This is a genomic window from Acinetobacter brisouii CIP 110357 (assembly GCF_000488275.1).
GTDB classification, from domain to species: Bacteria; Pseudomonadota; Gammaproteobacteria; order Pseudomonadales; family Moraxellaceae; genus Acinetobacter; species Acinetobacter brisouii.
Window position 1 is genome coordinate 1,269,534 of sequence record NZ_KI530762.1, and the last position, 26,867, is coordinate 1,296,400.

Sequence of the window (26,867 nt, forward strand, 5' to 3'; positions counted from 1 at the left end):
ATAAGAATTGTCAACACTATGCAGAATTTGCTCGAAAATAATACAGCAAAAGTATATCAAACGCTTACAGATCAGATTTTTTATAAAATCCAGTCTGCCATTATCTGCGGTGATCTTCCCGCAGGGAGTAAGATTTCTGAGCCTGAACTGGCGCGCGTTTATGGCATCAGCCGCGGGCCATTGCGTGAAGCCATTCATCGTCTGGAAGGACAAAAACTGGTAGAACGCACGGCGCATGTAGGCGCGCGCGTGGTGTCATTGTCTCATCAGCAGCTTTATGAGCTGTATCAAATCCGAGAAAGCCTTGAGGGTCTGGCTTGTCGTTTGGCGGCACAGCATATCGATAAAAAACAAATCCTGATTTTACGGGACATTTTAAAGCGCCATGCCGAAGATGATGCTTTTAAAGCAGGTAAGGGCTATTTTTTACAAGAAGGTGAAGATGATTTTCACTATTGCATTATCAAAACCAGTTGCAATAAAACCTTGGAAAAAATGCTCTGTGATGAGCTATATCACCTGATTCGAATGTATCGCATTCAGTTTTCAAAAACCCCAAATCGTCCGCATCAGGCATTTAACGAACATATTCGTATATTAGATGCAATTGCCGATGGCGATGCCGAACTTGCCGAATTACTGATGCGACGACATATCGCTGCATCTTATAAAAATATTGAATCCAACTGGATACAAGCACAAGGAGAATCACATGTCTAATTTATCTGCGGGTCAGCGTTTCCGTGATGCCGTCGCGGCTGAAAAACCGTTACAGGTTGTCGGAACCATTAACGCTAACCACGCTTTACTGGCAAAACGAGCAGGCTATAAAGCCATCTATTTATCAGGAGGTGGGGTTGCCGCAGGCTCATTAGGTTTGCCTGATTTAGGCATTAGTAACCTCGATGACGTTTTGACTGATGTTCGCCGTATTACTGACGTATGCGACTTACCGTTATTGGTTGATGCTGATACAGGTTTTGGTGCATCAGCATTTAATATTGCGCGTACGACCAAGTCTTTAATTAAGTTTGGTGCAGCAGCCATGCATATTGAAGATCAGGTTGGGGCAAAACGTTGTGGACACCGCCCAAACAAAGCCATTGTTTCTCAACAGGAAATGGTAGATCGCATTAAAGCCGCAGTCGATGCTCGTGGCGACGACAAATTTGTGATTATGGCGCGTACCGATGCTTTGGCAGTGGAAGGTTTGCAAGCAGCAATTGACCGTGCAAGTGCTTATATTGAAGCGGGTGCAGACATGCTGTTCCCTGAAGCCATTACTGAGTTGTCAATGTACAAACAGTTTGCCGATGCCGTGCATGTGCCAATTTTAGCCAACATTACCGAATTTGGTTCTACGCCGTTATTTACCACTGAAGAACTGGCTTCTGCCGACGTGAGCATTGCTTTGTATCCACTGTCAGCATTCCGCGCCATGAATAAAGCTGCGGAAAATGTTTACCAGACCTTGCGTAAAGAAGGCACGCAAAAAAATGTGGTCGATACCATGCAGACTCGTCAGGAATTGTATGACCGTATCAACTACCATCAGTTTGAACAGTATTTAGATGCCTCATTCGAGAAAAATAAATAAGCATTTTACTGCTGAACTGGTTCAATAATTTTTACAACAATATGAAATAGACAAAAGGAAACTGTCATGAATACACAAGTTGAAAAAACAGAATTCAAACCAAAAAAATCAGTTGCGCTCAGCGGTCAAGTCGCTGGGAGCACAGCACTATGTACCGTAGGACGCAGTGGTAATGATCTGCATTACCGTGGTTACGACATTCTTGACTTGGCGGTACATTGCCAGTTTGAAGAAGTGGCGTATTTACTGGTACATGGAAAATTGCCCAATACAGCAGAGTTAAGCGCTTATAAAGCCAAGCTCAAATCACTGCGTGGTTTGCCAGCAAGCTTAAAGACTGCATTGGAGCAACTACCACCATCTGCTCACCCAATGGATGTCATGCGTACAGGTGTTTCGGTTTTGGGCTGCTTAACGCCAGAACATGATGACCATAACTATGCAGGTGCGCGTGATATTGCTGACAAGTTGATGGCAAGTTTGGGTTCAATGTTGCTGTACTGGTATCACTTAAGCCATAACGGAAAACGTATTGAAGTTGAAACTGACGATGACTCGATTGGTGCGCACTTCCTGCATTTGTTGCATGGTGAAAAACCGTGTGAACAATGGATTCAAGCCATGCATACATCTTTGATTTTGTATGCTGAGCATGAATTTAACGCGTCAACATTTACTTCACGTGTGATTTCGGGTACAGGTTCAGACATGTATTCGAGCATTGCAGGGGCGATTGGTGCATTGCGTGGGCCGAAACACGGTGGCGCAAACGAAGTTGCATTTGTGATTCAGCAGCGTTACAACACTGCCGATGAAGCTGAAGCCGATATTCGTAAGCGTGTCGAAAACAAAGAAGTCGTGATCGGTTTCGGGCATCCAGTCTATACCATCGCTGATCCGCGTAATGAAGTGATCAAGAAAATCGCTTCTGAACTTGCCGATGTACAGCAGAACAAAAAAATGTATCTGATCGCGGAGCGTCTAGAAGCCGTGATGAAAGAAGTTAAAAACATGTTCCCGAACCTTGACTGGTTTAGTGCAGTGAGCTATCACCTGATGGGTGTGCCAACAGCAATGTTTACCCCATTGTTTGTAATTGCACGTACAGCAGGCTGGTCGGCACATGTGATTGAACAACGCCAAGATGGCAAGATTATTCGACCAAGCGCACATTATACAGGTCCAGAGAACCTTAAATTTGTGCCACTTGCGGAGCGTGATGCATGAACACCCAGTACCGTAAAAAGTTGCCGCATAGCAACTTAGATTATTTTGATGTGGTACAGGCAGTTGAAGACCTGCAAGCAGGTGCTTGGGCAAAACTGCCATATATCAGCCGTGTGCATGCTGAAAATATTGTACGCTGTGCTGAACCTGAAAAAATTAAAGACTATTTGCTCCAAATTATACAAGGTAAGCAGGAACTCGATTTCCCGTGGTTTCCTGCACGTGTCGTGTGTCATGATATTTTAGGGCAAACTGCACTGGTTGACCTTGCAGGGCTGCGTGACGCGATTGCAGATAAAGGCGGTGACCCTTCTAAAGTTAACCCAGTTGTACCAACCCAGTTGATTGTCGATCACTCTTTGGCAGTGGAATATGGTGGTTTCGACCCTGATGCTTTTGCCAAAAACCGCGCTGTGGAAGATCGCCGTAACGAAGACCGTTTTCACTTTATTGAGTGGACAAAAACTGCTTTTAAAAATGTCGATGTAATTCCTGCGGGCAACGGCATCATGCACCAGATCAATCTGGAAAAAATGTCGCCTGTGATTCAAGTGCGTGATGGTGTGGCATTTCCAGATACCTGTGTCGGCACAGATTCGCATACGCCACATACCGATGCTTTGGGTGTGATTTCGGTCGGTGTCGGTGGCTTAGAAGCTGAAAATGTCATGCTTGGTCGCGCTTCTTGGATGCGCCTGCCTGACATTATTGGAGTTGAGCTGATTGGTCAGCGCCAAGCGGGCATTACTGCAACCGACATCGTTTTGGCACTCACTGAGTTTTTGCGTAAAGAGCGTGTGGTTGGTGCATATTTGGAGTTCTTTGGTGAAGGTGCTGACAGCATGTCTGTTGGTGATCGCGCCACCATTTCCAATATGACGCCGGAATATGGCGCAACTGCGGCAATGTTCTATATCGACCAAAACACGATTGATTATTTACGTCTGACTGGTCGTGAAGATGCACAAGTTGAGTTGGTCGAAACCTACGCGAAACAAGTAGGTTTGTGGTCAAGCAGCCTAAAACAAGCTGAATATCCACGCGTTTTACGCTTCGACTTGTCTAAAGTGACCCGTAATATTGCAGGGCCATCTAACCCACATGCGCGTGTGTCTACGAGCGATTTGAAAGAAAAAGGCATTGCAGGTGTAGTTGAGCATCGTACCGATGGTTTAATGCCAGATGGTGCAATTATCATTGCCGCGATTACCTCATGTACCAATACCTCGAATCCACGTAACACGGTTGCTGCTGGTTTGTTGGCACGTAAAGCCAATGAATTGGGTTTAACCCGTAAACCGTGGGTGAAATCTTCTTTTGCTCCTGGTTCAAAAGCGGCTGCACTGTACTTGGAAGAAGCAGGCGTGTTGCATGACCTTGAAAAGCTCGGTTTCGGCATCGTGGCATATGCATGTACGACCTGTAACGGTATGTCTGGTGCATTAGACCCTGTTATTCAACGCGAAATTATTGACCGTGATTTGTACGCTACAGCAGTACTTTCAGGTAACCGTAATTTTGATGGTCGTATTCATCCGTATGCAAAACAGGCGTTCTTAGCATCGCCACCGTTGGTTGTTGCATATGCGATTGCAGGAACGATTCGTTTTGACATTGAAAAAGATGCTTTGGGTACAGACAAAGACGGCAACCCGATTTACCTGAAAGATATCTGGCCGAGCGATGCTGAAATTGATGCCTTAGTCAAAGAATCGGTAAAACCTGAACAGTTCCGTAAAGTCTATATTCCAATGTTTGACTTAGGTGAAATTGAGCAGGCGAAAAGCCCGCTGTATGAATGGCGTGCGCAAAGTACCTATATCCGCCGTCCACCGTATTGGGAAGGCGCTTTGGCTGCACCGCGTACTTTGACTCACATGCGTCCGTTGGCAATTTTGCCTGACAACATCACCACTGATCATTTGTCTCCGTCTAATGCGATTGTGAAAAAATCGGCAGCAGGCGAGTACTTGGCAAAAATGGGTGTACCAGAGGAAGATTTCAACTCTTATGCAACCCACCGCGGAGATCACCTCACTGCACAGCGCGCGACTTTAGCCAATCCGAAACTGTTTAATGAAATGGTGCTCAATGAAGATGGCTCGGTGAAACAAGGTTCTCTTGCCCGTGTTGAGCCTGATGGCAAGGTCATGCGCATGTGGGAAGCGATTGAAACTTACATGAACCGCAAACAGCCACTTATCATTATTGCGGGTGCGGATTATGGTCAGGGTTCTAGCCGTGACTGGGCAGCCAAAGGTGTGCGTCTTGCAGGTGTTGAAGCGATTGTTGCCGAAGGTTTTGAGCGTATTCACCGTACTAACCTGATTGGTATGGGCGTGTTGCCATTGCAGTTTAAGGCAGGCACAACTCGCAAGACTTTAGCGCTTGATGGTACTGAAATGTATAGCGTGATTGGTAATATTGCGCCGCGTGCGACTGTGACTTTGGTGATTGAACGTATTAACGGTGAAATCGTTGAAGTGCCTGTAACCTGTCGTCTGGATACCGAAGAAGAAGTGCATGTGTATGAGGCGGGCGGTGTGTTGCAGCGTTTTGCACAGGACTTTTTGGAAGGTGAAGGTCAGGCAGCGTAATTGCCCAGTTTTAGTTAAAGTTTATTGATATTGTTCAAAAAAAGCCCTACTGTGAAGTGGGGTTTTTATTTTGCATCTGAGGGCACATGAGAGATTTGGGACAACTAGGCGAAAGTACATTTGAAATGTGGTGTGCTCAGGTTGGTTTGATTGCTAATGGCTCAGCTATAGATAAAACAGGATGGGATTATTATGTTGAATTCCCAATATCTTCAAATGTAACTACTAAAGAATTACATAAATCAGCGTTTGAATGTAAGGTTCAAGTTAAGGCGACTGACAAACAAGATAGAAAACTTCCAATAACTATTTCTAATCTTAGAAGAATGGCAACAGCGCAAATGCCCACATTCTATGCTTTTTTAGAATTTGATGGAAAAAATGAAGTGCAAAATGCATTTATTTTGCATATAGATAATGATCTGGTTTTTAAAATTCTTAAAAAAATTCATGAAATAGAGCAGAGTGAAAGTGAGAAAGATAAAAATTTAAATAAAAGGAAAATGACACTTTTCTATAATGAACAACATAAGCTTGAAAAATTAGACGGTAATAATCTTAAAGAAACTATATTAAAATATATAGGTGAAAATTATTCGGAATATATAGTTGGTAAAAATAAATACTTACAAGACTGTGGTTTCGAAGATGAATCTATAACGATGAAATTCTCTATTGAAGGTGAAGATGGCATTCAGAAAATTATTGATGTTTCATTGGGGTTGGAGAAGGAATTTAATGTAAAAAATCTTATAAGTATTGAAAAACGATTTGGTATCCCAGATAAAAAATCCCAAGTTGAATTATCAAATGCAAAATTGAGTCTGGATATGTTACCTCCTAAAAGAGGTAAAATTCGATTTAAGGAAGATAATTTATCATATGGTTTAGTTTTTGATATAGATTTTTATAATTCACCCTTTAATAGTTCTAAAGAGTTTAAGAGATTTTTAAAATTTAGACTTATTAATGATTTATTTGATATTATTTTTGAACCATATGCAGGAAAAGTTAATTATAAATTTAATTTATGGGATAAAAATAGAAGATTTGAATTAAAAATATTAAAAGATGCTATTGCTTTAATAAATATAATGAGCAGGGATAATCAAAAGATTATAGTTGAATTAGAAATAGAAAATTTAAATACCTTGACCTTTGATTTTAAAAGTAAGTATGTAAAAAGAGATTTAGGTGTTTTTGATGAATTATTAAGTAAGGTATTGCAAATATGTTTTCAAGCAAAAATTTATGAAGAAATAACTATTTCGATACAAGAATTATATCATTATAAGCAAGAAATTGAGCAGTTTCATACATTAATCACTAAGTCTGATCGCTGTGATTTTATGGCTGAATTTGAATTGAAAGAGAAATTAACTTTTAATAAAGCAGCTTTTATTGCTGTAATTACATGTCGACTAGGTAGCCATACTCTGGGGATGATTTATACAATATTTGGAGAAATAAAAGAAACATCAAAGTATAAATTTAGAATTGAAAGTGTTGAATCAGTAATAGAAAAAACTTTTATTTATATATCAAATACAGATGATGTAAATTTACTAGAGCAAGATCTATTAAAGTCAATAAATCATATAAGTTCAAAATATGAAGATAAATATAATGTTATTTATAATTGGAACTAATTTCATAGACAGCTGTCTATTGTCTTAAATCAAAGCTCCATCTCACGGGGCTTATTTGTATCAAAATTTAAGACTTTCATCTTATAACAAAAAAACAGCATCAAATTTCCATCACCCAAGGAAAATAGTTTTTGCGCATAAGTACATTAAAAGTAAGAAGAATTTTATAAAACAGGTAGGCTTGGTTGTTCAAATTTATTAATCATTCATTTATTTAAATTATGTAGTCATTTTAATTGGAAATAATGTGTAGACAAGCCACTCATTTTGTCTATACTTTGAACACCATTTCTAAAATCTATGGAGAACAAAGATGGTAACTGCTGGCTCTCAACCTGGAACAGGCTTCTATTTTTGTGTCCAATGCGGACATCGCGTTTACTTAGAAATTGGTACAGACCGTTTACCCCAGTGTACCAAATGCCTTGGCAATAAATTTAACAATAAAATTGCTTAAGGCTGCACTTATAAAAACAGCTACTCTCTGTTTTTAAAAAAGCCCTATCGTGTGATAGGGCTTTTTACGTTTGTGTATGTATCAGTAAATATTTAAGTTTTTGAAATTTAAGTGTCGATTTACAGATTGAGCATGAAACGATTAACACTCAATCGAATTGACTGCTAAACCACCTTTTGATGTTTCCTTATATTTGTCTGACATATCTTTGCCTGTTTCTTTCATGGTCTGAATCACTTTATCGAGTGAAATAAAATGCTCATCTTCATCATGCAACGCCATCTGTGCAGCATTAATCGCTTTCACCGCCGCAATCGCATTTCGTTCAATACATGGAACTTGTACCAATCCACCCACAGGGTCGCAGGTGAGCCCCAAATTATGTTCCAATCCAATTTCAGCTGCATGTTCAACCTGATCTGGCGTACCACCTAAAATTTCGGTCAATCCCGCAGATGCCATCGAACACGCTGAACCGACTTCACCCTGACAACCGACTTCAGCGCCTGAGATTGATGCTTTTAATTTGCATAAAATACCCACTGCCGCAGCACTCAAGAAAAAGCGAACAATTTTGTCTTCGGACAAATCTTGTGAGAAAGTGACGTAATAATATAAAACCGCAGGAATAATGCCTGCTGCACCGTTGGTTGGGGCAGTCACGACACGACCACCTGCAGCATTTTCTTCATTGACTGCGAGCGCAAATAAATTGACCCATTCCATGGCCGTAAATGTTGTATCAATTAAATTAGAGTTTTTCTTTTGCAATAACTGTTGATGAATCTTTTTAGCGCGGCGTTTGATGTTTAACCCGCCAGGGAGAATGCCTTCATTGTGCAGACCATTTTGAATGCACTCTTGCATAACCTGCCAAATGCTCATAATTTTTGCCTGAATTTCAGCTTCGCTGCGCCAGCTTTTTTCATTTTCCAGCATCAGTTGACCGACACTCAGGTTGTGCTGTTTACACAGTGCCAATAATTCTTTTGCACTACTAAACGGATACGGAATCTGAGTGTCGTCTGCGACCAATGAATCTTGCTGGATATGGCTTTCATCGACAATAAAACCACCACCAACTGAATAATAGGTGTTTTTGTAGAGCACATTACCTTGACCATCATGGCCTTCTAAGGTCATGGCGTTGGGATGGTAGGCTAAAGGCTCATCGGTAAACATCACATCGGTCATATAGTCAAAAGCGACAGGGTGAGTTCCATTTATGGTCAGAGTTTTTTGTGCTAATGCTGTTTTTAATAAACTATCGCTCTGTTGGGTATCAATGCTTTCAGGTTCAAAACCCATTAAACCTAAAATTGTGGCTTTGTCGGTATTGTGACCAATCCCTGTCGATGACAATGACCCATAAAGATGAATAGAGACTTTTGAAACCGATGTTAAAAGATGGTGCTTTTCGAGATATTGACTAAAGCTGTATGCTGCCCGCATGGGCCCAACCGTATGTGAACTCGATGGCCCTACGCCAATTTTAAATAAATCAAATACACTAAGCGCCATATATTACGTCCTTGCTGGCTTAAAATTGGGGAGAAAAATTGACTTTAAAAATAGATTGTTAGCATGATTGTGATATGAAATCTATAGCATAAATATGAATATTTTATTTATCTTAACTAAAGATTTTGCAGCTTATAAATTTTGAACTTTGTAAAGAAAATATTCTTAATCTTTTGGAGTTTTGATTATTTTAGGGCTGTGGTGTTGCACTGATCTTCAAGCGGAGTTTGTCTTGTTAAATTGGAGGTCTAAGCAGAGTATGTTTGATCTAATATAAGTAATATTAGTGGTAAAAAAATGATAAATCAGGCTGAAATATGCAATGAAATGAAGGTTAATTTTTATAAGATAATAATAATTTCTTTAAATGGTTTATTCTTCGGTAAAAATTTTCAAAAAATCCAAAAATGCGTTTATCTTAGAAAAACAATCCCATCATGATCTGACTAAACTATATTTCAAGGGTGTGATGGGGATCGAAAAGAGTAGCATGCACCGAAGCGTATAACGCAAGTGTGTACTCACCCAAAAGGTCTCGATTCGGCTTAGGACGCTATAAATCAAGAGTTTATAGGCATAAGGTCATCATTTACCAAGTCATGATTGTTGAAGTAAACCATAGAGTTTTCCCTTGACACCCTAAAAAATTCTCACATTCTCATAAAATTTCTATAGTTCATTTTTCTTCATCACATTGCAATTCTTTCGATATTCCATCTCTCGCATCTCTGTTTCTCATCACTCTAAATATCCAAACACGGCTAAATTCTGAATATTGAGCCGATCCATACTCAGATCATCATGGCATGTACATATCTAAAACCACAAAACAGTGACTCAGTTACAAAAAAGTTTGGGCAAAAAGGCAAATTTTACCGTCCAGAGAAACGTTAATTTTTAGAAAAACTGTCTAATTTGTAGTCAATCTAATCAATGATCAAGAAACAACCTGTTATTATAATTATTTCTAAATGATACCATCATGAAATTTGATACTTGGATCGTATAAAAGCAATAAAGTCATTACGACTATCGCATGGCTTTTTTTTAATAATAAAAACAGTAGATTAGAAAACGGCAGAATTTTTTGTTTAAAAAAACGACAACAATCTGCTTTTTATTTTTGGTATTCAAAGGATTAGAATATGAAGTTTTTAACAAATAGCGCACTTGCTATTGCCGTTTATTTAAGTTTGAGCCATGCCTATGCTGTCGATTTGGACGCGGGGGATTATGACTATGCGCCAACAGGTACAAACCTCGCAATTTTGTATTATCAGCACGCCACCCGAGATGCTTTATATAGTGGTAGTGACAAAGTTGCAGGAAACTATAGTCTGACTTCCGATGTGGGTATTGCGCGTTATGTGCATTACACCGACATTGCAGGGATTCATGTTGCACCACAAATTTTGATTCCTTTCGGGCGTTTGGATGCAGGTAAAGATATTTCAGATCTAGGCTCAAGTAGTGGTTTGGGGGATATTATTTTAGCCAACACATTCTTTTTATATAACAATGCCAGCACACACAGCACTTTTGGTATTACGCCGTATTTGTTTTTGCCAACGGGTCAGTATTCTTCAGACAAAGTACTTAACCTTGGGGAAAATCGCTACAAGTTGAATATACAGGCAGCTTATACCACACGGTTAACGCCAAAACTGGCATGGGATGTGTCTGCGGATATGACGATTTATGGTAAAAACACCGATGCAATCGGCGGTGACAAGAAGCAGGATATTGGCTATCAGGTACAAACCAATGCGCGTTACTTCCTCAATGATAAAGTCGATTTGCGTGCAGGTCTTTCCTATAGTGATGCGGGCGATACCAAGCAGGCAGGTGTGACAACCAACGGTACACAGCAAACCAAATTTTGGTTAGGAACTGGAATTAGCCCAACACCGACTACGCAAGTTATTGTGGCATATGGACGTGATCTAAAAGTTGAAAATGGCTTTAAAGAAGACAATCGTATTAATTTACGCTTCTTAAAGGCTTTTTAAAAAACAATTTAGCCTAAGCAAAATGGCATTTCATATTTAGTATAAATTCTCATCAAATATGGAATGCTAAAGAAATGATAATTTTTTGATATTTTTATTTAAAATTTTGTTTTTAATGGTTTTATTTTTTTGAAATTAAATTTGTATTTTAATTTTTTGCTGATTTTTTTGCGCTATGATATTTAGCATAGTCCATAAAAATAAGGCACGCTCATGAGCTATGAAGCCATACGGCAAGTTTTACTTTATGCCACCTTGATTAACTATGCCATTTTAATCATTTGGTTTGTGCTATTTGTTTTTGCGCGCCAGTTCTTGAAACGTTTACAGGGCAGTTGGTTTAATTTGTCAGACAATACGTTTGATGTGATTCATTATTCAGGTATCGCTTTTTATAAAATCGCAATTATCATGTTTAATCTGGTGCCGTGGATTGCGATGACGCTTGCAAGAAACTCATGATTTCAATGAAATAAAGAAGGATCGGGTAAGCAAGTAACAGTTGCCATAAAATAGTCAAATCTTACTCCCACCATGGAGATAAGATTAACAATATCGGGGAATTATGGACAATAATAGAAACTCAATGCATCAATGCACAGTATGCAAAAAACTTTTTCCCTTAAAAGATTTGATTCCGAGTGATGGCATTCGTGATGTGATTGCCGAGGCGATTCTTAAAGACTCTCCAGAATGGTCTGAGCAGAGCTTTATTTGCCGTTCGGATCTAACGCACTATCGTATCCAATACGTACATTCGTTACTCAAGTCGGAAAAAGGTGAACTGACCGATTTGGAGCAAGAAGTCGTTCTTAGCATGCAGAATCATGAACTCATTACTAAAAATGTCGAGGTTGAACTCGATGAAAACTGGACATTTGGAGAAAGATTAGCTGATAAAATTGCCAGTTTTGGTGGGAGCTGGACGTTTCTGATTTGTTTTTTTGTGTTCTTGGTTGTATGGATTGTCGTGAATACTTCGGTGGTGATGCTGCATCCTGCCGACCCCTATCCATTTATTTTTCTGAATTTGGTATTGTCTTGTTTGGCAGCCATTCAGGCACCGATTATTATGATGAGTCAAAACCGTCAGGAAGCTAAAGATCGGTTGCGTTCCCTGCATGATTATCAGATTAATTTAAAGGCAGAGCTGGAAATTCGACATTTACATGAAAAGATTGACCATTTACTGTCGCATCAATGGGAACGTCTGGCGCAAATTCAGGAGATTCAACTCGATTTGCTGAGTGAAATGAATAAAAGGCGCTAGTTGTCAGTTGAGTTGACCCCGCAAAATTGACAGGTGAAAGTGTCATTGTTATGTTGTCCGCATTGTTTTTTGTTTGAATTGTATTATGTCTGCCGATGTTGCGTTTGTGTATTGCCCGCCACAAGAACCATTACATACCATTTATGAAGATGATGATTTGCTCGTGATTAATAAGCCTGCGGGATTATTGTCGGTGATGGGGCGTTTACCAGAACATCAGGACAGCGCATATTTGCGGATTTTGCAGCAATATCCACAAGCCAAAGTCACACATCGCTTAGATATGGCAACTTCAGGGCTTTTGATGTTTGCTAAACACCGTGACGCTGAAGTTGCAGTGAGTAAAATGTTTCAAGCACGTCAGGTCACTAAACATTATGTGGCATTGCTTCAAGGGGAAATTACAGCAGAAGGTTGTGTTGAAGTTCCTCTAATCACCGATTGGCCCAATCGCCCGAAACAAAAAGTTGATTTTGATATAGGTAAAGCTGCCAAAACATTGTATCAACGTCTAGATTATGACTTTGAGCTAGATATCAGTCGTGTAAAGCTCACGCCAATTACAGGACGGTCTCATCAGTTACGTGTGCATATGGCACATATTGGACATCCAATTATGGGAGATAACTTATATCACCCTAAACCGAGACAATTCTCTTTGCCACGTATGGCTCTTCATGCAGCATATTTGGCATTCACACAACCTTTAACTCAGCATGAAATTGAGCTGGATTTACCTGCACCATTCTAGTCTGCTTATTCATGCTTAATCGTCATATTGTCGACAATATTTTTTGTTTGACATATCGTTAAACTGCAATAAAAATGGGTTAAGCTGTATTTTATAAAAATAGCCAGTAGACAATAAGGACACAACAATGACACGTGATTATCAGCAATTCCCAGACGATGAAAATGGCAACTTGCTTTGGCAGATGGTTGAAGACGGCGGCGATCTTACCGAGCCTTATGAAGTCGAATTTTCAATGGCTTTTGAACACAAGGAACAAGCAGAAAAATGTGCTTTGAATTTGTTGCATCAAGAGCAAAAAATCTCGTTATATCAGGAGGATCAGCATACTGATCAAGAAAATCTATGGATATTAAATGTACATATCAACATGATTTTGGAATATCAGGACGTGGTAGATCTAGAAGAATGGTTTACTAAAATTGCCAAAGAATTTGGTGGCCAATATGATGGTTGGGGATGTATGAGTTACTTGTTTGAATATGAAGAAGATGAAGAGTAACCCATCTGATTTAAACATCTAAACAGATAAAAAAAGCCCAAGGTAAGTTAAAACTTGGGCTTTTTTATTGAAAAATTAAATATCAAAGAGATTTTTTAAAAAACCGAATTCCCCCATAGTCGAATAGAATTGTCGACAATTTTGATTCATGATGCTATTTAGATTCATGCAAGGTGAGTCGTTTTTAAATATAGAGAAGATAGGAAAATAAGGAAATGGCTGCCCAAAAACAAATGACAGTTCCAGCAACGTATATGCGTGGTGGAACCAGTAAAGGCGTATTTTTTAACCTGAATGATCTGCCTGAAGCTGCACAGGTCGCGGGCGCGGCACGTGACAAAATTTTACTGAGAGTCATTGGAAGTCCAGACCCGTATGGTAAACAAATTGATGGCATGGGTGGTGCAACTTCAAGTACCAGTAAAACTGTGATTGTGGCAAAAAGCCAGCAGCCTGAACATGACGTTGATTATTTGTTTGGGCAGGTTTCAATTGATCAGGCTTTTGTCGACTGGAGTGGGAACTGTGGCAATTTATCTGCGGCAGTAGGCCCTTTTGCCATTCGTCATGGCTTGGTCGATGCTAACCGAATTCCTGAAAATGGAATTTGTACGGTACGCATTTGGCAGGCGAATATTCAGCAAACCATTATTGCCGAAGTACCAATTGTTGACGGTGAAGTGCAGGAACTGGGTGATTTTGAGCTCGATGGTGTCACTTTTCCTGCGGCTGAAATTTCACTGGCATTTTGTGAAGCAGTTGACCCTGAAGCAACCACAGGAATTTTTCCGACAGGAAAACTCAAAGAACAGCTTGATGTGCCTGAAATTGGTTCATTTGAAGTGACTATGGTTCAAGCAGGAATTCCAACAGTATTTTTACATGCTGAAGATTTGGGCTATCGCGGAACCGAGTTGCAAGATGATATTAACAATGATCCAAAAGCCTTGGCCAAACTTGAAAAAATCCGTGCCTATGCCGCAGTAAAAATGGGTTTAATTACTGATATTGCAGAAGCTGCAACGCGTCAGCATACACCTAAAATTGCATTTGCAGCTCAAGCTCAAGACTATGTCAGCTCAAGCGGAAAAACTGTTGCTGCGACAGATATTGACTTGCTTGTTCGCGCAGTGTCTATGGGAAAATTGCACCACGCCATGATGGGAACCGCCGCTATTGCCATTGCAGCCGCAGCTTGCGTTCCAGGCACGATTTTATATGAAAAGCGTAGCTCAAAAACAGGCAATAAAGTCTGTTTTGGTCATCCATCGGGGACTTTAACTGTTGGTGCTGAACTCATTGAAAAACAAGGGGTATGGCAAATGCAACAAGCGATTATGAGCCGTAGCGCACGTATTTTAATGAAAGGTGAAGTGTATTTGCCTGCCAATACATTTTAATCTGTTGAACTAAGCTCAAGGCAAGCATCAGAAATATGCTCTCATGCTTGCTTATGAGATTATTTTGCAGTTGGGGCTTGGTACAAACCATGCTGAATTAAATGCAAACGTAAAATCCGCCGTAACTCTAACACCGCTTCAGGTGTTTCCTGAATAGAGTGTCCCCCGTGAATAATTTTCTCTGACGCAGCACCATCTAAATGCGCGCTGCTATAAGGAACGATTCCATCCGTTATTTTTTGTGGATCATTGCTTTTGGTGTCATTACCAATAATTGAATGAAAAATAAACCCTTTGGGTGGATTTACATTTTTAGTGAGTGCAATGAATTTGGATTTGTAACTGAGATCACTAGGGCCATTTTGAATAATACTTTGATTGAGCTGTTTGATGGTGCCTTTTACATTCAGATCACCCTCTAAAGTATCGCCAATCGCGCCCATAAAAACACTTGGCACACGAATAATTCGACGTGCCATTTTCGTAAACCACAATTCAGCAAAAGCAGTGCCTTTGTTTGGAGAAGACAGGAAAATCGCCCGGTTGAAATTGGTGATGGGCTGGATATTGAAGCGCTCAAGTATGACAGGGTCAGTTTTGTGTGCAAGCAAACTGCGGCTATTGTAAATTTTAAATGCAGGAGTGCTCAAGTTCTGATTGCTGACCAGTAAGCGTGCAATAATTCCACCCATAGAATGACCGATCAGCACGGCATCACTATACGCAGGTGCTTTAGGATCGACCAATGCAAAGGATTGTTTGAGTAAAGCATAAATTTGAAAGCGACTTTCAATGATCGGCATGTTGGTTGAATAAAATACCTGCCAAACCTGATAATGCTCACGTAAAACAGGATCGCTCATAATATCATTCGTCAGGCGTACCCATGCTTCGGGGCTGCTGGCAAGACCATGAATCAGTACAATAACTTTTTTGTTCGGGTTGAATGGTTCCAGCATATATAAATGCGGCATCACGATGTTTTTGTCGCGGTCAATCAGACTTAAATAAGCTGATTTGCCTAGATTATTTTGTGCTAGCCATAATCCATAGGGCACAGAGAAATTGGCAGCCAGTGGGTAAGTGCTATGCTCAATCTTGATTCGGTCATAACGATACGGGTCATGTATCTTGACGACCATAGGTGAATTGTTCAGTAAACTTTGTAAACTGGTGTTTTTTTCAGGTTCGATGGTAATGGTGCTTGCAAGGTAACGCGGAGCATGAATATTTGGATTACTTCCAGTGTTAAACTGGTAGCGTAGAGGATCTAAAATATACTGATTTTCTTCATTGCGTTGCTTTTTGGGCAAGACCACCACAAATTCTGAGCCAAAGCCATCCCGTCGGTTAATGGAACGTAGCCCTGAAAAATTCATATTGTAACTTGAAAGATAGCTCGCAATTGGCTGATGCGCTAAATCTGGATAGTCACTAAAGTCAATTTGATAAGTGCTATTGCCAATCTTGATGCTAGCAGGTTGGTTAGTAGTTTGTTGTTCTATTGATTGGGCAGGGTATGCAGAGGCAAGTTTGGCAATTGCCTGATTATAAAAGTCACGAACCTGAACTTGTCGGTTATCGAAAATGCGTTGTGCAGGTTCTCGAGTAGAGTGAAACAAGTAGGCATAACTGTAACGAATACTTTTGTCGAGCATTTCACCTTCTTCTGTAATACAGCTAGAAAACAATTGCTGCTGCTGTTGATATTTTTCAGAAAGGTGCTGCTTTGGTTTAGGTCTTTTCTTACAGGCCGATGAGTTTTCTAATAATTTGGCTTTTGCTAGATATAGCTCACTAGCAGTGGAAAATAATTGCTCTTGTGGAATTTGTTGCATATTTTTTAAACATGCCACGGGGCTTTCAACACAACTTTTGGCTTCACGTCCTGTCATGGACAAGACATTTAAACTGGCTTCGCTCAGTTGGTCGCGGGTGAGAATACTGTCACGCTCATTGGAAATTGTTACATTTAAGGCTTGGCGTTTGACATTGACGACCTGACAGCCACTTAACATGAGGCTGGATAGACCAATCAACACAAATGTAGATTTCAACAGTTTTACATGCATAGTGCCTAAATCTGCAACAAAGAAAAGAGTTAAAGGAAGCATACGAAATTACGGACGTTTTTCAATGCAAAAAATATAAAAGGCGACTAAAACAGTCACCTTTTATATTTTTTAATAGTATCCCGTCCTGACATGCATTTATATTGGAGTTTTATTTCAAGACGAAGAAAATCTGGATTTAAAGTAGAGCGATAAAGATCCCTGCAAAAATAATCATACCTACCCAGCGATTATGCAAGAATGTTTTGAAACAACGCTGTGGGTCACGCTGACGAGTTTGCATCCATTGATAAACATAGTCCGCAATGACAGCACACAGTGCAATCATGCCATAAGGATAGAATAAGTCTTCTCGATATAATGCTGCGCCAATCAATACGACACTGGCCGCCTGTAATAAATTAATAATCTCAATATCATACCGACCAAATAAAATTGCGGTGGATTTCACACCAATTTTTAGGTCATATTCACGGTCGGTAATTGCATACTGTGTGTCGTATGCGACGGTCCAAGCCAAATTTCCGAAGTACAGTAACCAACACGTTAAATCCAGTGGGCGTCCCATTGCTGTAAATGCCATAGGGATTGCCCATGAAAATGCTGCGCCTAAAAATACCTGTGGTAAATGGGTATAGCGTTTCATAAATGGATAAATGAACGCCAAAATGAGAGCGCCAAAAGAACAATAAAAGGTTGCGATTGGTAAAAAGAACAGCAGGCAGGCGCTGGCAGCGACCAAAGCTAAAAATACCATTACGGCTTCAATCGGTTGAATGATACCTGTTGCTAGTGGACGTTGTTTGGTACGAGCAACATGACCATCGACTTTACGGTCGGCGAAGTCATTAATCGCGCAGCCTGCGGCACGCATAAAGATCACGCCGAGAAACATCACAATAAAGGTTTTTAAATCAGGGAAACCTTTTGCTGCAATCCACAGTGCCCACATGGTTGGCCAAAGCACCAGCTCTGTGCCAATCGGTTTATCAAAACGGCACAGGTAATAATATGCTTGTAAGCGCTGTTGCCAGTTGGTATGTTGTACAGTTGCCATGCCAGTCCTTCATCGCAATGTTTGAATAAAGCGTTCAAATGCAGGTAAAAAAGTTTCTTGAACAATAAACTTGCAGCCGTGCCAAGTATAACAACTTTGCCGTGTCCAGCCCTCATTCAAATGCAGGATCCGCCGTTCGCAGTGCGGTGTCGTGCGTTGAAATAAGTAATGCCCAATGGGACGTTGACCTAAATGCCGAAAGCGCCGTGCTTTACCCTGCAGGCTTAAAATCGGAAAAATACTTTTGGCACGTACCCACGGCTCGGCTTCACAGCCATATAAAAAGACTTCTCGTACCCATGCAGTATGTTGATGTGGCATATTCAACCATAAACTGTCTTGACGCTGCATGCGCTGAAAAGATTCTTGAAGTGGCTCTACCCGAAACTGCCCACCTGCAAGCTGAGTGAGTTGCTGAGTCAGTGAGCCTGAGGCATATAGCCAAGATTTTAAATGGGAATCAAGCCCTTGTGGATAATGCTGAGTCATATGCCGTGTCTTGTTGCGTGGTCAGTCGTGCAAATTGTTCGAAAGCCATTCACGTGGAGCAAACATTGTAATGTACCGATGTAAATTGATGAAGTCATAAATTTTAACTTGTTATAAATTATCATTATTTTATTTGAATTTTCCTGTAATTTGACGGCGTTTTTTCATGCTAAGCATTGAATTTAAAAGTGTCGTACTGCTTGAAATCGAGCATATTGGCATGAGATTAAAATTGGATTACGAAAGCAGGGCAATAAACTTTACATAAACAAATGTTATTTGTGATGTTTAAAAATCAGAATAATGAATGGCTTAAAGTGGCTTGATCTGTAGTATCCAGTGATTGCGTACTGCAATGTATAATCCTATAGCATGATGGGTCGGTAAGAAAATTATACCGATTTTGCAATGCTTACTAGAAACTGCTTTATTAGTAATTTTCGGTAGTGAGCGTGCAGGAAGGTTATAATTTATTAGATACACAAATTATAAGTGCTTGGTTAGCATGGTTTATTAAAATTTATAATGCTTAAACTGCTGCTGACCTTGCTCATCAATCTCTAAAATCATGGCCTCGCCTGTTTTTTCGCGCCAGTCACCCAGTACAATACGCTGTTTATGATTGATTTCTGTGTGAATCATAGGGCGGTGCGTGTGACCATGAATGAGAACATCTACATCTTTGAGTGCAGCATCAACAGCTTGCTGATTGACATCCATGATATCGTAATGCTTTTCTTGTTTGGATTCGTGGCTTTTTTGTCGAAAGCCATCAGCCAGTTTTTTACGGAAACTCAGTGGCGTACGCCGCAAAATAAACAGTAAAACCGGATTGCGAATAATTTTTTTAAAGCGTTGATATGCAACATCATCGGTACACAGCGCATCACCATGTTCAAGGCGATATAACTGGTTGTGAATCTTTAATGTCGCAATCTCAGGTAACAAATGACCTGAAAACTGATTTAGGAACTTCTGGCTTAATGCAAAATCACGGTTGCCGACTTGGAAATAAACCTGATTGCCCTGTGCAGTAAACTCTTGTAGCGCTTGCACAATTTCATCAAGCCATGCTGAGCGGTTATCATCCCCAATCCATGCATTGAACCAGTCACCCAAAATATAAAGTTGGGTTTGCTTTTGCTGATAGTCTTGCAATAAAGCTAAAAACCCTCGAACGAGTCGAGGGTGATTAGGTGACAAATGTAAATCAGAGATAAACAGGTAGGTCACAAATGTATCCTAAAATTACTCAGCGATAATTTTAGCAGTTTCAATCACAACATTTTCAAGAGGAACGTCAGCGTGGTAACCACGGTTGCCTGTACGTACGCCTTTAATTTGTTCAACAACGTCCATACCTTCAACAACTTTACCAAATACGGCATAACCCCAACCTTGGGTAGTTTTGCCAGTGTGGTTTAGGAAAGAGTTGCTTTTTACATTGATAAAGAACTGTGCAGAAGCAGAGTGAGGTGCTTGTGTACGAGCCATAGCAATAGTACCAGCATCGTTGCTTAAACCATTGTCAGCTTCGTTTTCAATTGCATCACGAGTTGCTTTTTCTTTAAAGTTTTCGTCGAAACCGCCACCTTGGATCATGAAACCATCGATTACACGGTGGAAAATTACACCATCATAGAAACCATCACGCACATATTCTAAAAAGTTTGCCACTGTTTTAGGCGCTTTTTCGCTGTTAAGCTCAAGAACAATACGACCTTTATTGGTGTTTAATTCGACTTGAGGAAAACTCATTACATAATCTCCTAGGCATGGCAAAAAAAGCCACGGGTTTTTTTGTTGAGAGAAGCATAAGCAAACTGTAAACTAGATAGCAAGTATAAACGTTATTTTGTTTGAGAAAAGAGCCTGATAGCGTTTAAATTATCCTAAATTTTTAACCAAGAAGTGATTTATCCATTATGAAGCCGAATGATGCTGTTTCAAATCTGCCAAATATACCGACACCGAATAGCCAAGCCACTGTCGATGCTGCGCAGCAAGAACAACAGCCCGGCTTAGACTTTATCCGTCAAGTCATTACCGATGATGTTGCAGCAGGACGCACTGCTACAGTTGTAACCCGTTTCCCACCTGAACCTAATGGTTATTTGCATATTGGTCACGTAAAAGCCATTTGCTTGAACTTTGGTGTTGCTGAAGAATTTGGTGGCTATTGTAATTTACGTTTTGACGATACTAACCCAGATGCAGAAGAACAAGAATATGTTGATGGTATTGCCAATGATGTGAAATGGCTCGGATTTAACTGGAAAGGCGAGCCATGCTACGCTTCGAGCTATTTTGATCAATTATATGCATGGGCTGTACAGTTGATTGAACAAGGCGATGCTTATGTTGATTTGCAAACGCCTGAAGAAATTAAGTTAAACCGCGGTAACTTTGTTGAACCTGGTAAAAATTCACCTTACCGTGATGCAACTGTACAAGAAAATCTTGAACGTTTTGAAAAAATGAAAGATGGTACTTTTGCCGAAGGTCAGGCTGTTTTACGTGCCAAAATTGACATGGCTAGCCCAAATGTCCATATGCGTGATCCGATTTTGTATCGTATTTTGCATTCTGAGCATCACCAAACTGGCGACAAATGGAAAATCTATCCAATGTATGACTATGCGCATCCATTGTCAGATGCCATTGAAGCCGTTACGCATTCACTCTGTACTTTAGAATTCCAAGATCACCGCGCGTTTTATGACTGGGTGATTGAGAAAGTTCATTCTGTTGCTGTACCGCGTCAGTACGAATCTTCGCGTTTAAACATTGATTACACCATCACCTCAAAACGTAAATTACGCCGTTTGGTTGAAGGTAACTTTGTCAATGGTTGGGATGACCCACGTATGCCAACCGTAGTCGGTATGCGCCGTCGTGGTTTCACTGCTGAAGGTTTACGTGATTTCTGTAAGCGTGTAGGCGTGTCAAAAACTGACGGTGTGGTGGATGTTGCCATGCTGGAGTTCTGTATTCGCCAGTCGCTTGAAAATAGCGCAGCGCGTGGTATGGCCGTGCTTAACCCACTCAAAGTAACGTTAACCAACTTGCCTGAAGCTATGGACTTGGCTCATGCACGTCATCCGAACGTATACATGGGGGAGCGTATCATTCCACTCAGCAAAGAAATTTACATTGATCGTAAAGACTTTGAAGAAGTGCCACCAAAAGGTTTCAAACGTTTAGTACCTGAAGGCGAAGTGCGTTTACGTCATGCTTATGTGATCAAGTGTGATGAAGTGATTAAAGATGAAAATGGTGAAGTGGTTGAACTAAAATGTTCAATTGATCCTGCAACTTTAGGTAAAAATCCTGAAGGTCGTAAGGTGAAAGGCGTGATTCACTGGGTATCTGCATCTAAAGGTATTCCTGCTGAAGTACGCATTTATGACCGCCTATTTAGTGTTGCAGATCCTGAGCAAGGCGAAGATTTCTTAGAAAATCTCAATCCAAATTCACTGACTGTATTACAAGCGGTGATTGAGCCTGCTTTGGCACAAGCCAACCCTGAAGATCGCTTCCAGTTTGAACGTGAAGGTTATTTCGTTGCAGATCGTTATGATCACAGTGCGGAAAAACCAGTGTTTAACCGTATTTTGGATTTAAAAGATAGCTTTAAGCCTGAGAAAAAATAATTGATTTAAGATCAATGCTTTTTGAAATATAGATCAGTTTGTCAGTCAAGCCCTTAGAGAAATCTGAGGGCTTTTCTTTGGCTGAAGGTTGTTATTTGTTTGTATATAAATTTCTTCATAAACTTGAAAATAAGATAATTAAATTGGTTAAAAAACAATTAAAAAGAAAAAAATAAGTTTTTTTGTTTTATATGTGAAAAAAAATTCCAAAAAGATGTTAAATTAGAATTAATCAGGAAAATAATTCGAAATGACCGTTGCTATAGTACGAATCAGGGTGTGATGGGGATCGAGAAGATTGGTTAGCCAATATTGGGAGATAAGTGCTAACCTCGCTCACAAAGTATCGACTCGGCTTTTAGACACAATCAACCACAAGTTGCTTGCCAAAGGCTTAATGTTAGCATCATTAAGTTGTCAAAAGTAAACATAAGTTTTCCCTTGACCCTTAAAAATTCTAGCCTGCAATGATAAAAATACATTTCTTATTATTTTTCCAAAATTAAATTATGGAAAAATCTCATGCAATTAGACCGTTATGACAAGCAAATTCTTGAAATTTTGACTCATGAAGATTTAAACCTTAATGAGTTGTCCGAGCGTATTAATTTATCTGTCAGTTCAGTACATCGCCGTATCAAACATTTGATCGAATCCAAGATTATGACCAATTTGAAGCGGGAAATTAATTACGCCAAATTGGGTTTTACCTTGCATATCTTACTGCAAGTCTCTCTGAACAAACATGACAGTGAAACATTTGACAGTTTTTTAGAGCAAATTGAAGCTATTCCCGAAGTTATCAATGCCTATCTGGTTACAGGACAAAGTGCAGATTTTATTGTTGAGCTTGTGGCAAAAAATATGGAAGACTATAGCGAGATTTTATTGCGCCGTATTGCAAAAATCGAAAATGTGGTCGCACTGCATTCGAGCTTTGTAATTAAAAAATATGATGTTTTTAACTGTTATAATATGTTGAGCCGTGTTTAAGGCTCAACATAATCTGATTTTAAATGTGGTTAAAAACTGGCTTCAATCGCATGAATCATATTGACCAGAACCTGATTGACAGGTGTTGCTACATGGTACTTTAAACCCAGTTGAATCACCGTTTCCCCAAAAATCGCCACTTCAGTTTTGCGTTTGGCTAAAATGTCCTGACACATTGATGTATAGGCCTGATCATTGAGCTGAAGCATCGGTATAAGAATCTCTTTATGGTCTTGCTCTGTTAACGCAATGCCTGCGACATGGGCAATATCAAGCACTTCTTGTGCAGCAGAAAACATGAGTTGCTGTACATACTGATTTGTTTTGACTTCGCCATATGGGATTTTCAAAATTGCTGTGACCTGATTGGCAGCGACATTCAGCATAAACTTTTTCCAAAGCGCATATTGCATATCGACAGGGGTTTGATAGGGAATCTGTGCCTGTTCAAATAAATGCTGTACTTGTTGTACATCGGAGCTTGGTGTTTGGTTATTCTGCTCACCAAATACCAAGAACCCCGCTTTAGAGTAGCTGACATGGGTATCTTGGCGAGTTGCATCCATTGCCACGCCATAAGCATAAAAAGGATGTTGTGGCCCTAAATGTTCGGCAATCATATTTTCGCTGCTAATACCATTGAGCAATGAAATAATACGGGTTTTAGGCTGAAGGATTTCACGACATAATTCAATGGCTTCATGCAATTGTGCAGCTTTAACCCCGATAATAATCAGGTCGGCTTTGGGTGTGTGTCTACTCTGCTCAGGAGTAACATAATCAAAATCATATTTTTTATTGTTGACCCAGAAACCATCGTGTTCATAGCGCATTTTGCGCTGTTCATCTAAGATGACATGTACAAGTTTGGGGTTATAGTCATAAAGTTTAGATGCGTAAAGTGCACCCATTGCACCCAGTCCAATCACATAAATATGTTGAATTTGATCTAGCATGACAATTCCATTTTTAAGTTCAATATTTTATGGAATAGTGTATAAAAAAAGCCAAATAAATGCCTGATAAAAATGCATTAAGGATGTGCTTTGCTCAGTTAGCAAGAGGGTGTAGTAAAAAAAGAGGTCAGTCACATGAAGTGACTGACCTTTAAAAGCGCGGGAGAGTTACGCAGAAGCTTTTGGTTGAATCATATTTTCAATTGCAAGGATTTCAGAAAGTTGTTCTTCAGATAACAACTTTTCTGCACGGATTAAATCCAGTACATTGCGGTTTTCAACATTTGCAGTTTTTGCAATACGTGTTGTATTTTCATAACCAAGGTACGGGTTCAATGCAGTCACGATACCGATTGAATTTTCTACCAAGTTTTTGCAATGTTCAGGGTTTGCAGTCACGGTGTTGATACATTTATCTGTAAACATCAACATTGCTTTTGCAAGTAAATCAATTGATTCAAACAATTTGAAAGCAATTAATGGTTCCATTGCGTTAAGTTGAAGCTGACCTGCATCGGCTGCCAAAGTAACTGCCAAGTCGTTTGCAATCACTTGGAAAGAAGCCAAGTTAACTGCTTCAGGAATCACAGGGTTCACTTTACCTGGCATGATTGAGCTACCTGGTTGGCGTGGCTCAAGGTTAATTTCATTTAGACCTGTACGTGGGCCACTTGAAAGTAAACGTAAGTCGTTTGCAATTTTTGACAACTTAGTTGCAGTACGTTTAAGCAAACCTGAGAATAAAACAAAGTCGCCCATGTCTGAAGTTGCTTCAACAAAATCAGGTGCAGCTTGGATGTTTTCTTTGGTGATTGCAGCCAATGCAGAAATTGCATACGGTGCATATGCCGCTTCAGTGTTAATCCCTGTACCAATTGCAGTACCACCAAGGTTTACATAGCCAAGCATGTCTGGTGAAATCGCATTGATTTTGTCGAGGTCTTTTTTCAAAGTGGTTGCAAAAGCTGCAAATTCCTGACCTAAAGTCATTGGTACAGCATCTTGTAGCTGGGTACGACCCATTTTCAATACATCTTTAAATTCAACAGCCTTGTTTGAGAATGCTTGAATCAAGGTTGCAAATGCAGTTTGTAAGCCTTTCAAACTCAACAATAAACCAACACGAATCGCAGTTGGGTAAACGTCATTGGTTGATTGAGACATGTTCACGTCATTGTTTGGGTGTAGGTGTTTGTATTCACCTTTTGCAAAACCCATGTGCTCTAACGCCACGTTTGCAATTACTTCATTGGCATTCATGTTGGTTGAAGTACCGGCACCACCTTGAAGCATGTCGATAGGGAACTGGTCGTGATAATGACCATTGATTAACTGTTGGCAAGCAAACTCAATCGCTTGATATTTTTCTTCGCTAAGTTTGCCAAGTTTGTGGTTGGCTTGTGCACAAGCCTGTTTAACCATTGCAAGAGCAATAATAAAATTTGGATGATTACTAATTTTGCTGTGTGTTAAGTTAAAGTTTTCAATAGCTCTAAGTGTCTGAACACCAAAGTAAAATTGGTTAGGAATATCACGATAGCCTAAAAGATCTTTTTCTGAGCGAACTGAAACATTAGTATTCATATTTGGTAACAATCAAGAGGAGATAGCCAAATCATAGAAACAAAAAAGCCAAATTGATAATGCATAAAATTCTTGAGATATGTATTTTTTGCATAGTATTCATCAAAAAATGGATATGTATTTTCCTCATAATCTATGCGTATAATTCAGCGCTTTAACATAGCAACCAATCAAAGTGATCTATGAATCTTGAAATTCGTTGGGCTCTTGATCTGATTACCCTCGATCAGGAACGTTCAATTTCAAAAGCTGCACAAAAAAGATATATTTCACAATCTGCGTTTAGTCGAAGATTACAACATCTCGAAGAAACTGTAGGTTTTTCGATTATTGATCGAAACAGCAAGGAAGTAAGTTTTACAGAATTAGGACAGGTTTTATTATCCACAGCAAATACGTTACAAGCGCAATTAAATGAAAGTATGCAACTCATTTATGAGATTAAAAACACCAAAGATAATACTCTAAGATTTGCAGTTGTTCATTCTCTGGTAAATAGTTTCTTTGCCGATTATTTAAGATTTGTTCCGATTGAGGAACAAGCCATAAAATTTGAAATTATGGCCATTAATACAGGTGAAGGATTAAAACTTTTAAAAGAAGGGAAAATCGATTTTCTGGTTTCTTATGCTTCTAAACATGAAATGAATCAGGGTAAGTTCGATGCGTTATCTTCTGTTCGGGTTGGAGAGACTGAGATTATTCCAGTTTATGCAAAAACAACCAATAAAACATATGATTTAAATCAACATTTTCCATTGCTGACCTATAGTAAAAATGCGTATTTGAGAAATTTGGTTGATCATGTGATTCAAACTAATAATTTAGATTGTCATATTTTGTATGAGACTGATAATGCTGAAAATTTAAAGCAATTGGTGTTGCAAGGTGTTGGAGTTGCATGGTTGCCAAGAATTACCATTATGGATGAACTGGCAGAAAACAAACTGATTGAACTATCAACCTCGCAATATGTGGTGAATCAAAGTATTTATATTTATAAAAGTAAATTAAATAATAATCCATTAACTCAATTTGTTTTTGAGCATTTTAAAGAGCTTAAAAATAAATAAAATAAAAACG

At 39.5% G+C, this 26,867-nt stretch carries 23 protein-coding genes; 15 read left to right on the forward strand and 8 right to left on the reverse strand.

Annotated elements, in window-relative coordinates; genetic code table 11:
* The first annotated feature begins 18 nt into the window (after positions 1-18).
* From P255_RS05975 to P255_RS15330, 6 genes are all read left to right on the forward strand, one after another.
* On the forward strand, positions 19-720 hold the full coding sequence (locus P255_RS05975) for a GntR family transcriptional regulator (RefSeq protein ID WP_004752031.1): 702 nt from the start codon (positions 19-21) through the stop codon (positions 718-720).
* Positions 713-1,597: a methylisocitrate lyase gene (gene prpB / locus P255_RS05980; protein ID WP_004901530.1), complete on the forward strand. Its 885-nt coding sequence runs from the start codon at positions 713-715 to the stop codon at positions 1,595-1,597. The genes P255_RS05975 and prpB overlap by 8 nt, the downstream gene beginning before the upstream one ends.
* Positions 1,598-1,663: 66 nt before the next feature.
* Positions 1,664-2,824: a bifunctional 2-methylcitrate synthase/citrate synthase gene (gene prpC, locus P255_RS05985; RefSeq protein WP_004901532.1), complete on the forward strand. Its 1,161-nt coding sequence runs from the start codon at positions 1,664-1,666 to the stop codon at positions 2,822-2,824.
* Positions 2,821-5,421 (forward strand): Fe/S-dependent 2-methylisocitrate dehydratase AcnD, encoded by a 2,601-nt coding sequence (gene acnD / locus P255_RS05990; RefSeq protein ID WP_004901534.1) that lies wholly within the window; start codon positions 2,821-2,823, stop codon positions 5,419-5,421. Before prpC ends, acnD begins: the two co-directional genes overlap by 4 nt.
* 86 nt (positions 5,422-5,507) lie before the next feature.
* Positions 5,508-7,070: a hypothetical protein gene (locus tag P255_RS05995; protein ID WP_004901535.1), complete on the forward strand. Its 1,563-nt coding sequence runs from the start codon at positions 5,508-5,510 to the stop codon at positions 7,068-7,070.
* 313 nt (positions 7,071-7,383) lie between these two features.
* Complete coding sequence (locus P255_RS15330) at positions 7,384-7,527, forward strand: zinc ribbon-containing protein (RefSeq protein WP_004752043.1); 144 nt, start codon at positions 7,384-7,386, stop codon at positions 7,525-7,527.
* A 141-nt stretch (positions 7,528-7,668) separates the two neighbouring features.
* Here P255_RS15330 and P255_RS06000 read toward each other — a convergent pair whose 3' ends face one another.
* Positions 7,669-9,048 carry an L-serine ammonia-lyase gene (locus P255_RS06000; protein ID WP_004901539.1) on the reverse strand — a complete coding sequence of 460 codons (1,380 nt, stop codon included), beginning with the start codon at positions 9,046-9,048 and terminating at the stop codon, positions 7,669-7,671.
* A gap of 1,145 nt (positions 9,049-10,193) precedes the next feature.
* Here P255_RS06000 and P255_RS06005 point away from each other — a divergent pair.
* The 6 genes from P255_RS06005 (at position 10,194) to prpF (ending at position 14,980) form a co-directional block, all read left to right on the forward strand.
* Entirely contained in the window at positions 10,194-11,057 is an 864-nt protein-coding gene (locus P255_RS06005) for a transporter (RefSeq protein ID WP_004901541.1), read from the forward strand.
* Positions 11,058-11,270: 213 nt separating this feature from the next.
* On the forward strand, positions 11,271-11,519 hold the full coding sequence (locus P255_RS06010; RefSeq protein WP_004901543.1) for a DUF6868 family protein: 249 nt from the start codon (positions 11,271-11,273) through the stop codon (positions 11,517-11,519).
* Positions 11,520-11,622: 103 nt separating this feature from the next.
* On the forward strand, positions 11,623-12,327 hold the full coding sequence (locus tag P255_RS06015) for a DUF1003 domain-containing protein (RefSeq protein ID WP_035365052.1): 705 nt from the start codon (positions 11,623-11,625) through the stop codon (positions 12,325-12,327).
* A gap of 85 nt (positions 12,328-12,412) precedes the next feature.
* Positions 12,413-13,078 carry a pseudouridine synthase gene (locus P255_RS06020; protein ID WP_004901548.1) on the forward strand — a complete coding sequence of 222 codons (666 nt, stop codon included), beginning with the start codon at positions 12,413-12,415 and terminating at the stop codon, positions 13,076-13,078.
* A gap of 127 nt (positions 13,079-13,205) precedes the next feature.
* Positions 13,206-13,580 (forward strand): ribonuclease E inhibitor RraB, encoded by a 375-nt coding sequence (locus P255_RS06025; protein ID WP_004901549.1) that lies wholly within the window; start codon positions 13,206-13,208, stop codon positions 13,578-13,580.
* Positions 13,581-13,795: 215 nt separating this feature from the next.
* Positions 13,796-14,980, forward strand: coding sequence for a 2-methylaconitate cis-trans isomerase PrpF (gene prpF / locus P255_RS06030; RefSeq protein ID WP_004901551.1), 1,185 nt, complete (start codon positions 13,796-13,798; stop codon positions 14,978-14,980).
* A gap of 59 nt (positions 14,981-15,039) precedes the next feature.
* Here prpF and P255_RS06035 read toward each other — a convergent pair whose 3' ends face one another.
* From P255_RS06035 to P255_RS06055, 5 genes are all read right to left on the reverse strand, one after another.
* Entirely contained in the window at positions 15,040-17,052 is a 2,013-nt protein-coding gene (locus P255_RS06035; protein ID WP_035365297.1) for an esterase/lipase family protein, read from the reverse strand.
* 178 nt (positions 17,053-17,230) lie between these two features.
* Positions 17,231-18,109: a 4-hydroxybenzoate octaprenyltransferase gene (ubiA, locus tag P255_RS06040; protein ID WP_004901555.1), complete on the reverse strand. Its 879-nt coding sequence runs from the start codon at positions 18,107-18,109 to the stop codon at positions 17,231-17,233.
* Positions 18,110-18,118: 9 nt separating this feature from the next.
* On the reverse strand, positions 18,119-18,598 hold the full coding sequence (locus P255_RS06045; protein WP_004901557.1) for a chorismate--pyruvate lyase family protein: 480 nt from the start codon (positions 18,596-18,598) through the stop codon (positions 18,119-18,121).
* A gap of 513 nt (positions 18,599-19,111) precedes the next feature.
* Positions 19,112-19,831 carry a UDP-2,3-diacylglucosamine diphosphatase gene (locus P255_RS06050; RefSeq protein WP_004901560.1) on the reverse strand — a complete coding sequence of 240 codons (720 nt, stop codon included), beginning with the start codon at positions 19,829-19,831 and terminating at the stop codon, positions 19,112-19,114.
* A 15-nt stretch (positions 19,832-19,846) separates the two neighbouring features.
* On the reverse strand, positions 19,847-20,356 hold the full coding sequence (locus P255_RS06055) for a peptidylprolyl isomerase (RefSeq protein ID WP_004752066.1): 510 nt from the start codon (positions 20,354-20,356) through the stop codon (positions 19,847-19,849).
* Positions 20,357-20,523: 167 nt separating this feature from the next.
* On the opposite strand from P255_RS06055, the gene P255_RS06060 reads away from it, so the two are divergent.
* Both P255_RS06060 and P255_RS06065 read left to right on the forward strand, forming a co-directional pair.
* Positions 20,524-22,251, forward strand: a complete 1,728-nt coding sequence (locus tag P255_RS06060) for a glutamine--tRNA ligase/YqeY domain fusion protein (RefSeq protein WP_004901564.1) — start codon at positions 20,524-20,526, stop codon at positions 22,249-22,251.
* A 522-nt stretch (positions 22,252-22,773) separates the two neighbouring features.
* Positions 22,774-23,244: an Lrp/AsnC family transcriptional regulator gene (locus tag P255_RS06065; RefSeq protein ID WP_004752070.1), complete on the forward strand. Its 471-nt coding sequence runs from the start codon at positions 22,774-22,776 to the stop codon at positions 23,242-23,244.
* Between the two features lie 29 nt (positions 23,245-23,273).
* Here the strand turns inward: P255_RS06065 and P255_RS06070 are convergent, their stop codons facing one another.
* Positions 23,274-24,200 (reverse strand): ketopantoate reductase family protein, encoded by a 927-nt coding sequence (locus P255_RS06070; RefSeq protein WP_004901565.1) that lies wholly within the window; start codon positions 24,198-24,200, stop codon positions 23,274-23,276.
* A gap of 168 nt (positions 24,201-24,368) precedes the next feature.
* Positions 24,369-25,784, reverse strand: coding sequence for an aspartate ammonia-lyase (locus P255_RS06075; protein WP_004901567.1), 1,416 nt, complete (start codon positions 25,782-25,784; stop codon positions 24,369-24,371).
* A gap of 182 nt (positions 25,785-25,966) precedes the next feature.
* On the opposite strand from P255_RS06075, the gene P255_RS06080 reads away from it, so the two are divergent.
* Complete coding sequence (locus P255_RS06080; protein ID WP_004901569.1) at positions 25,967-26,857, forward strand: LysR substrate-binding domain-containing protein; 891 nt, start codon at positions 25,967-25,969, stop codon at positions 26,855-26,857.
* Positions 26,858-26,867: the final 10 nt, after the last annotated feature.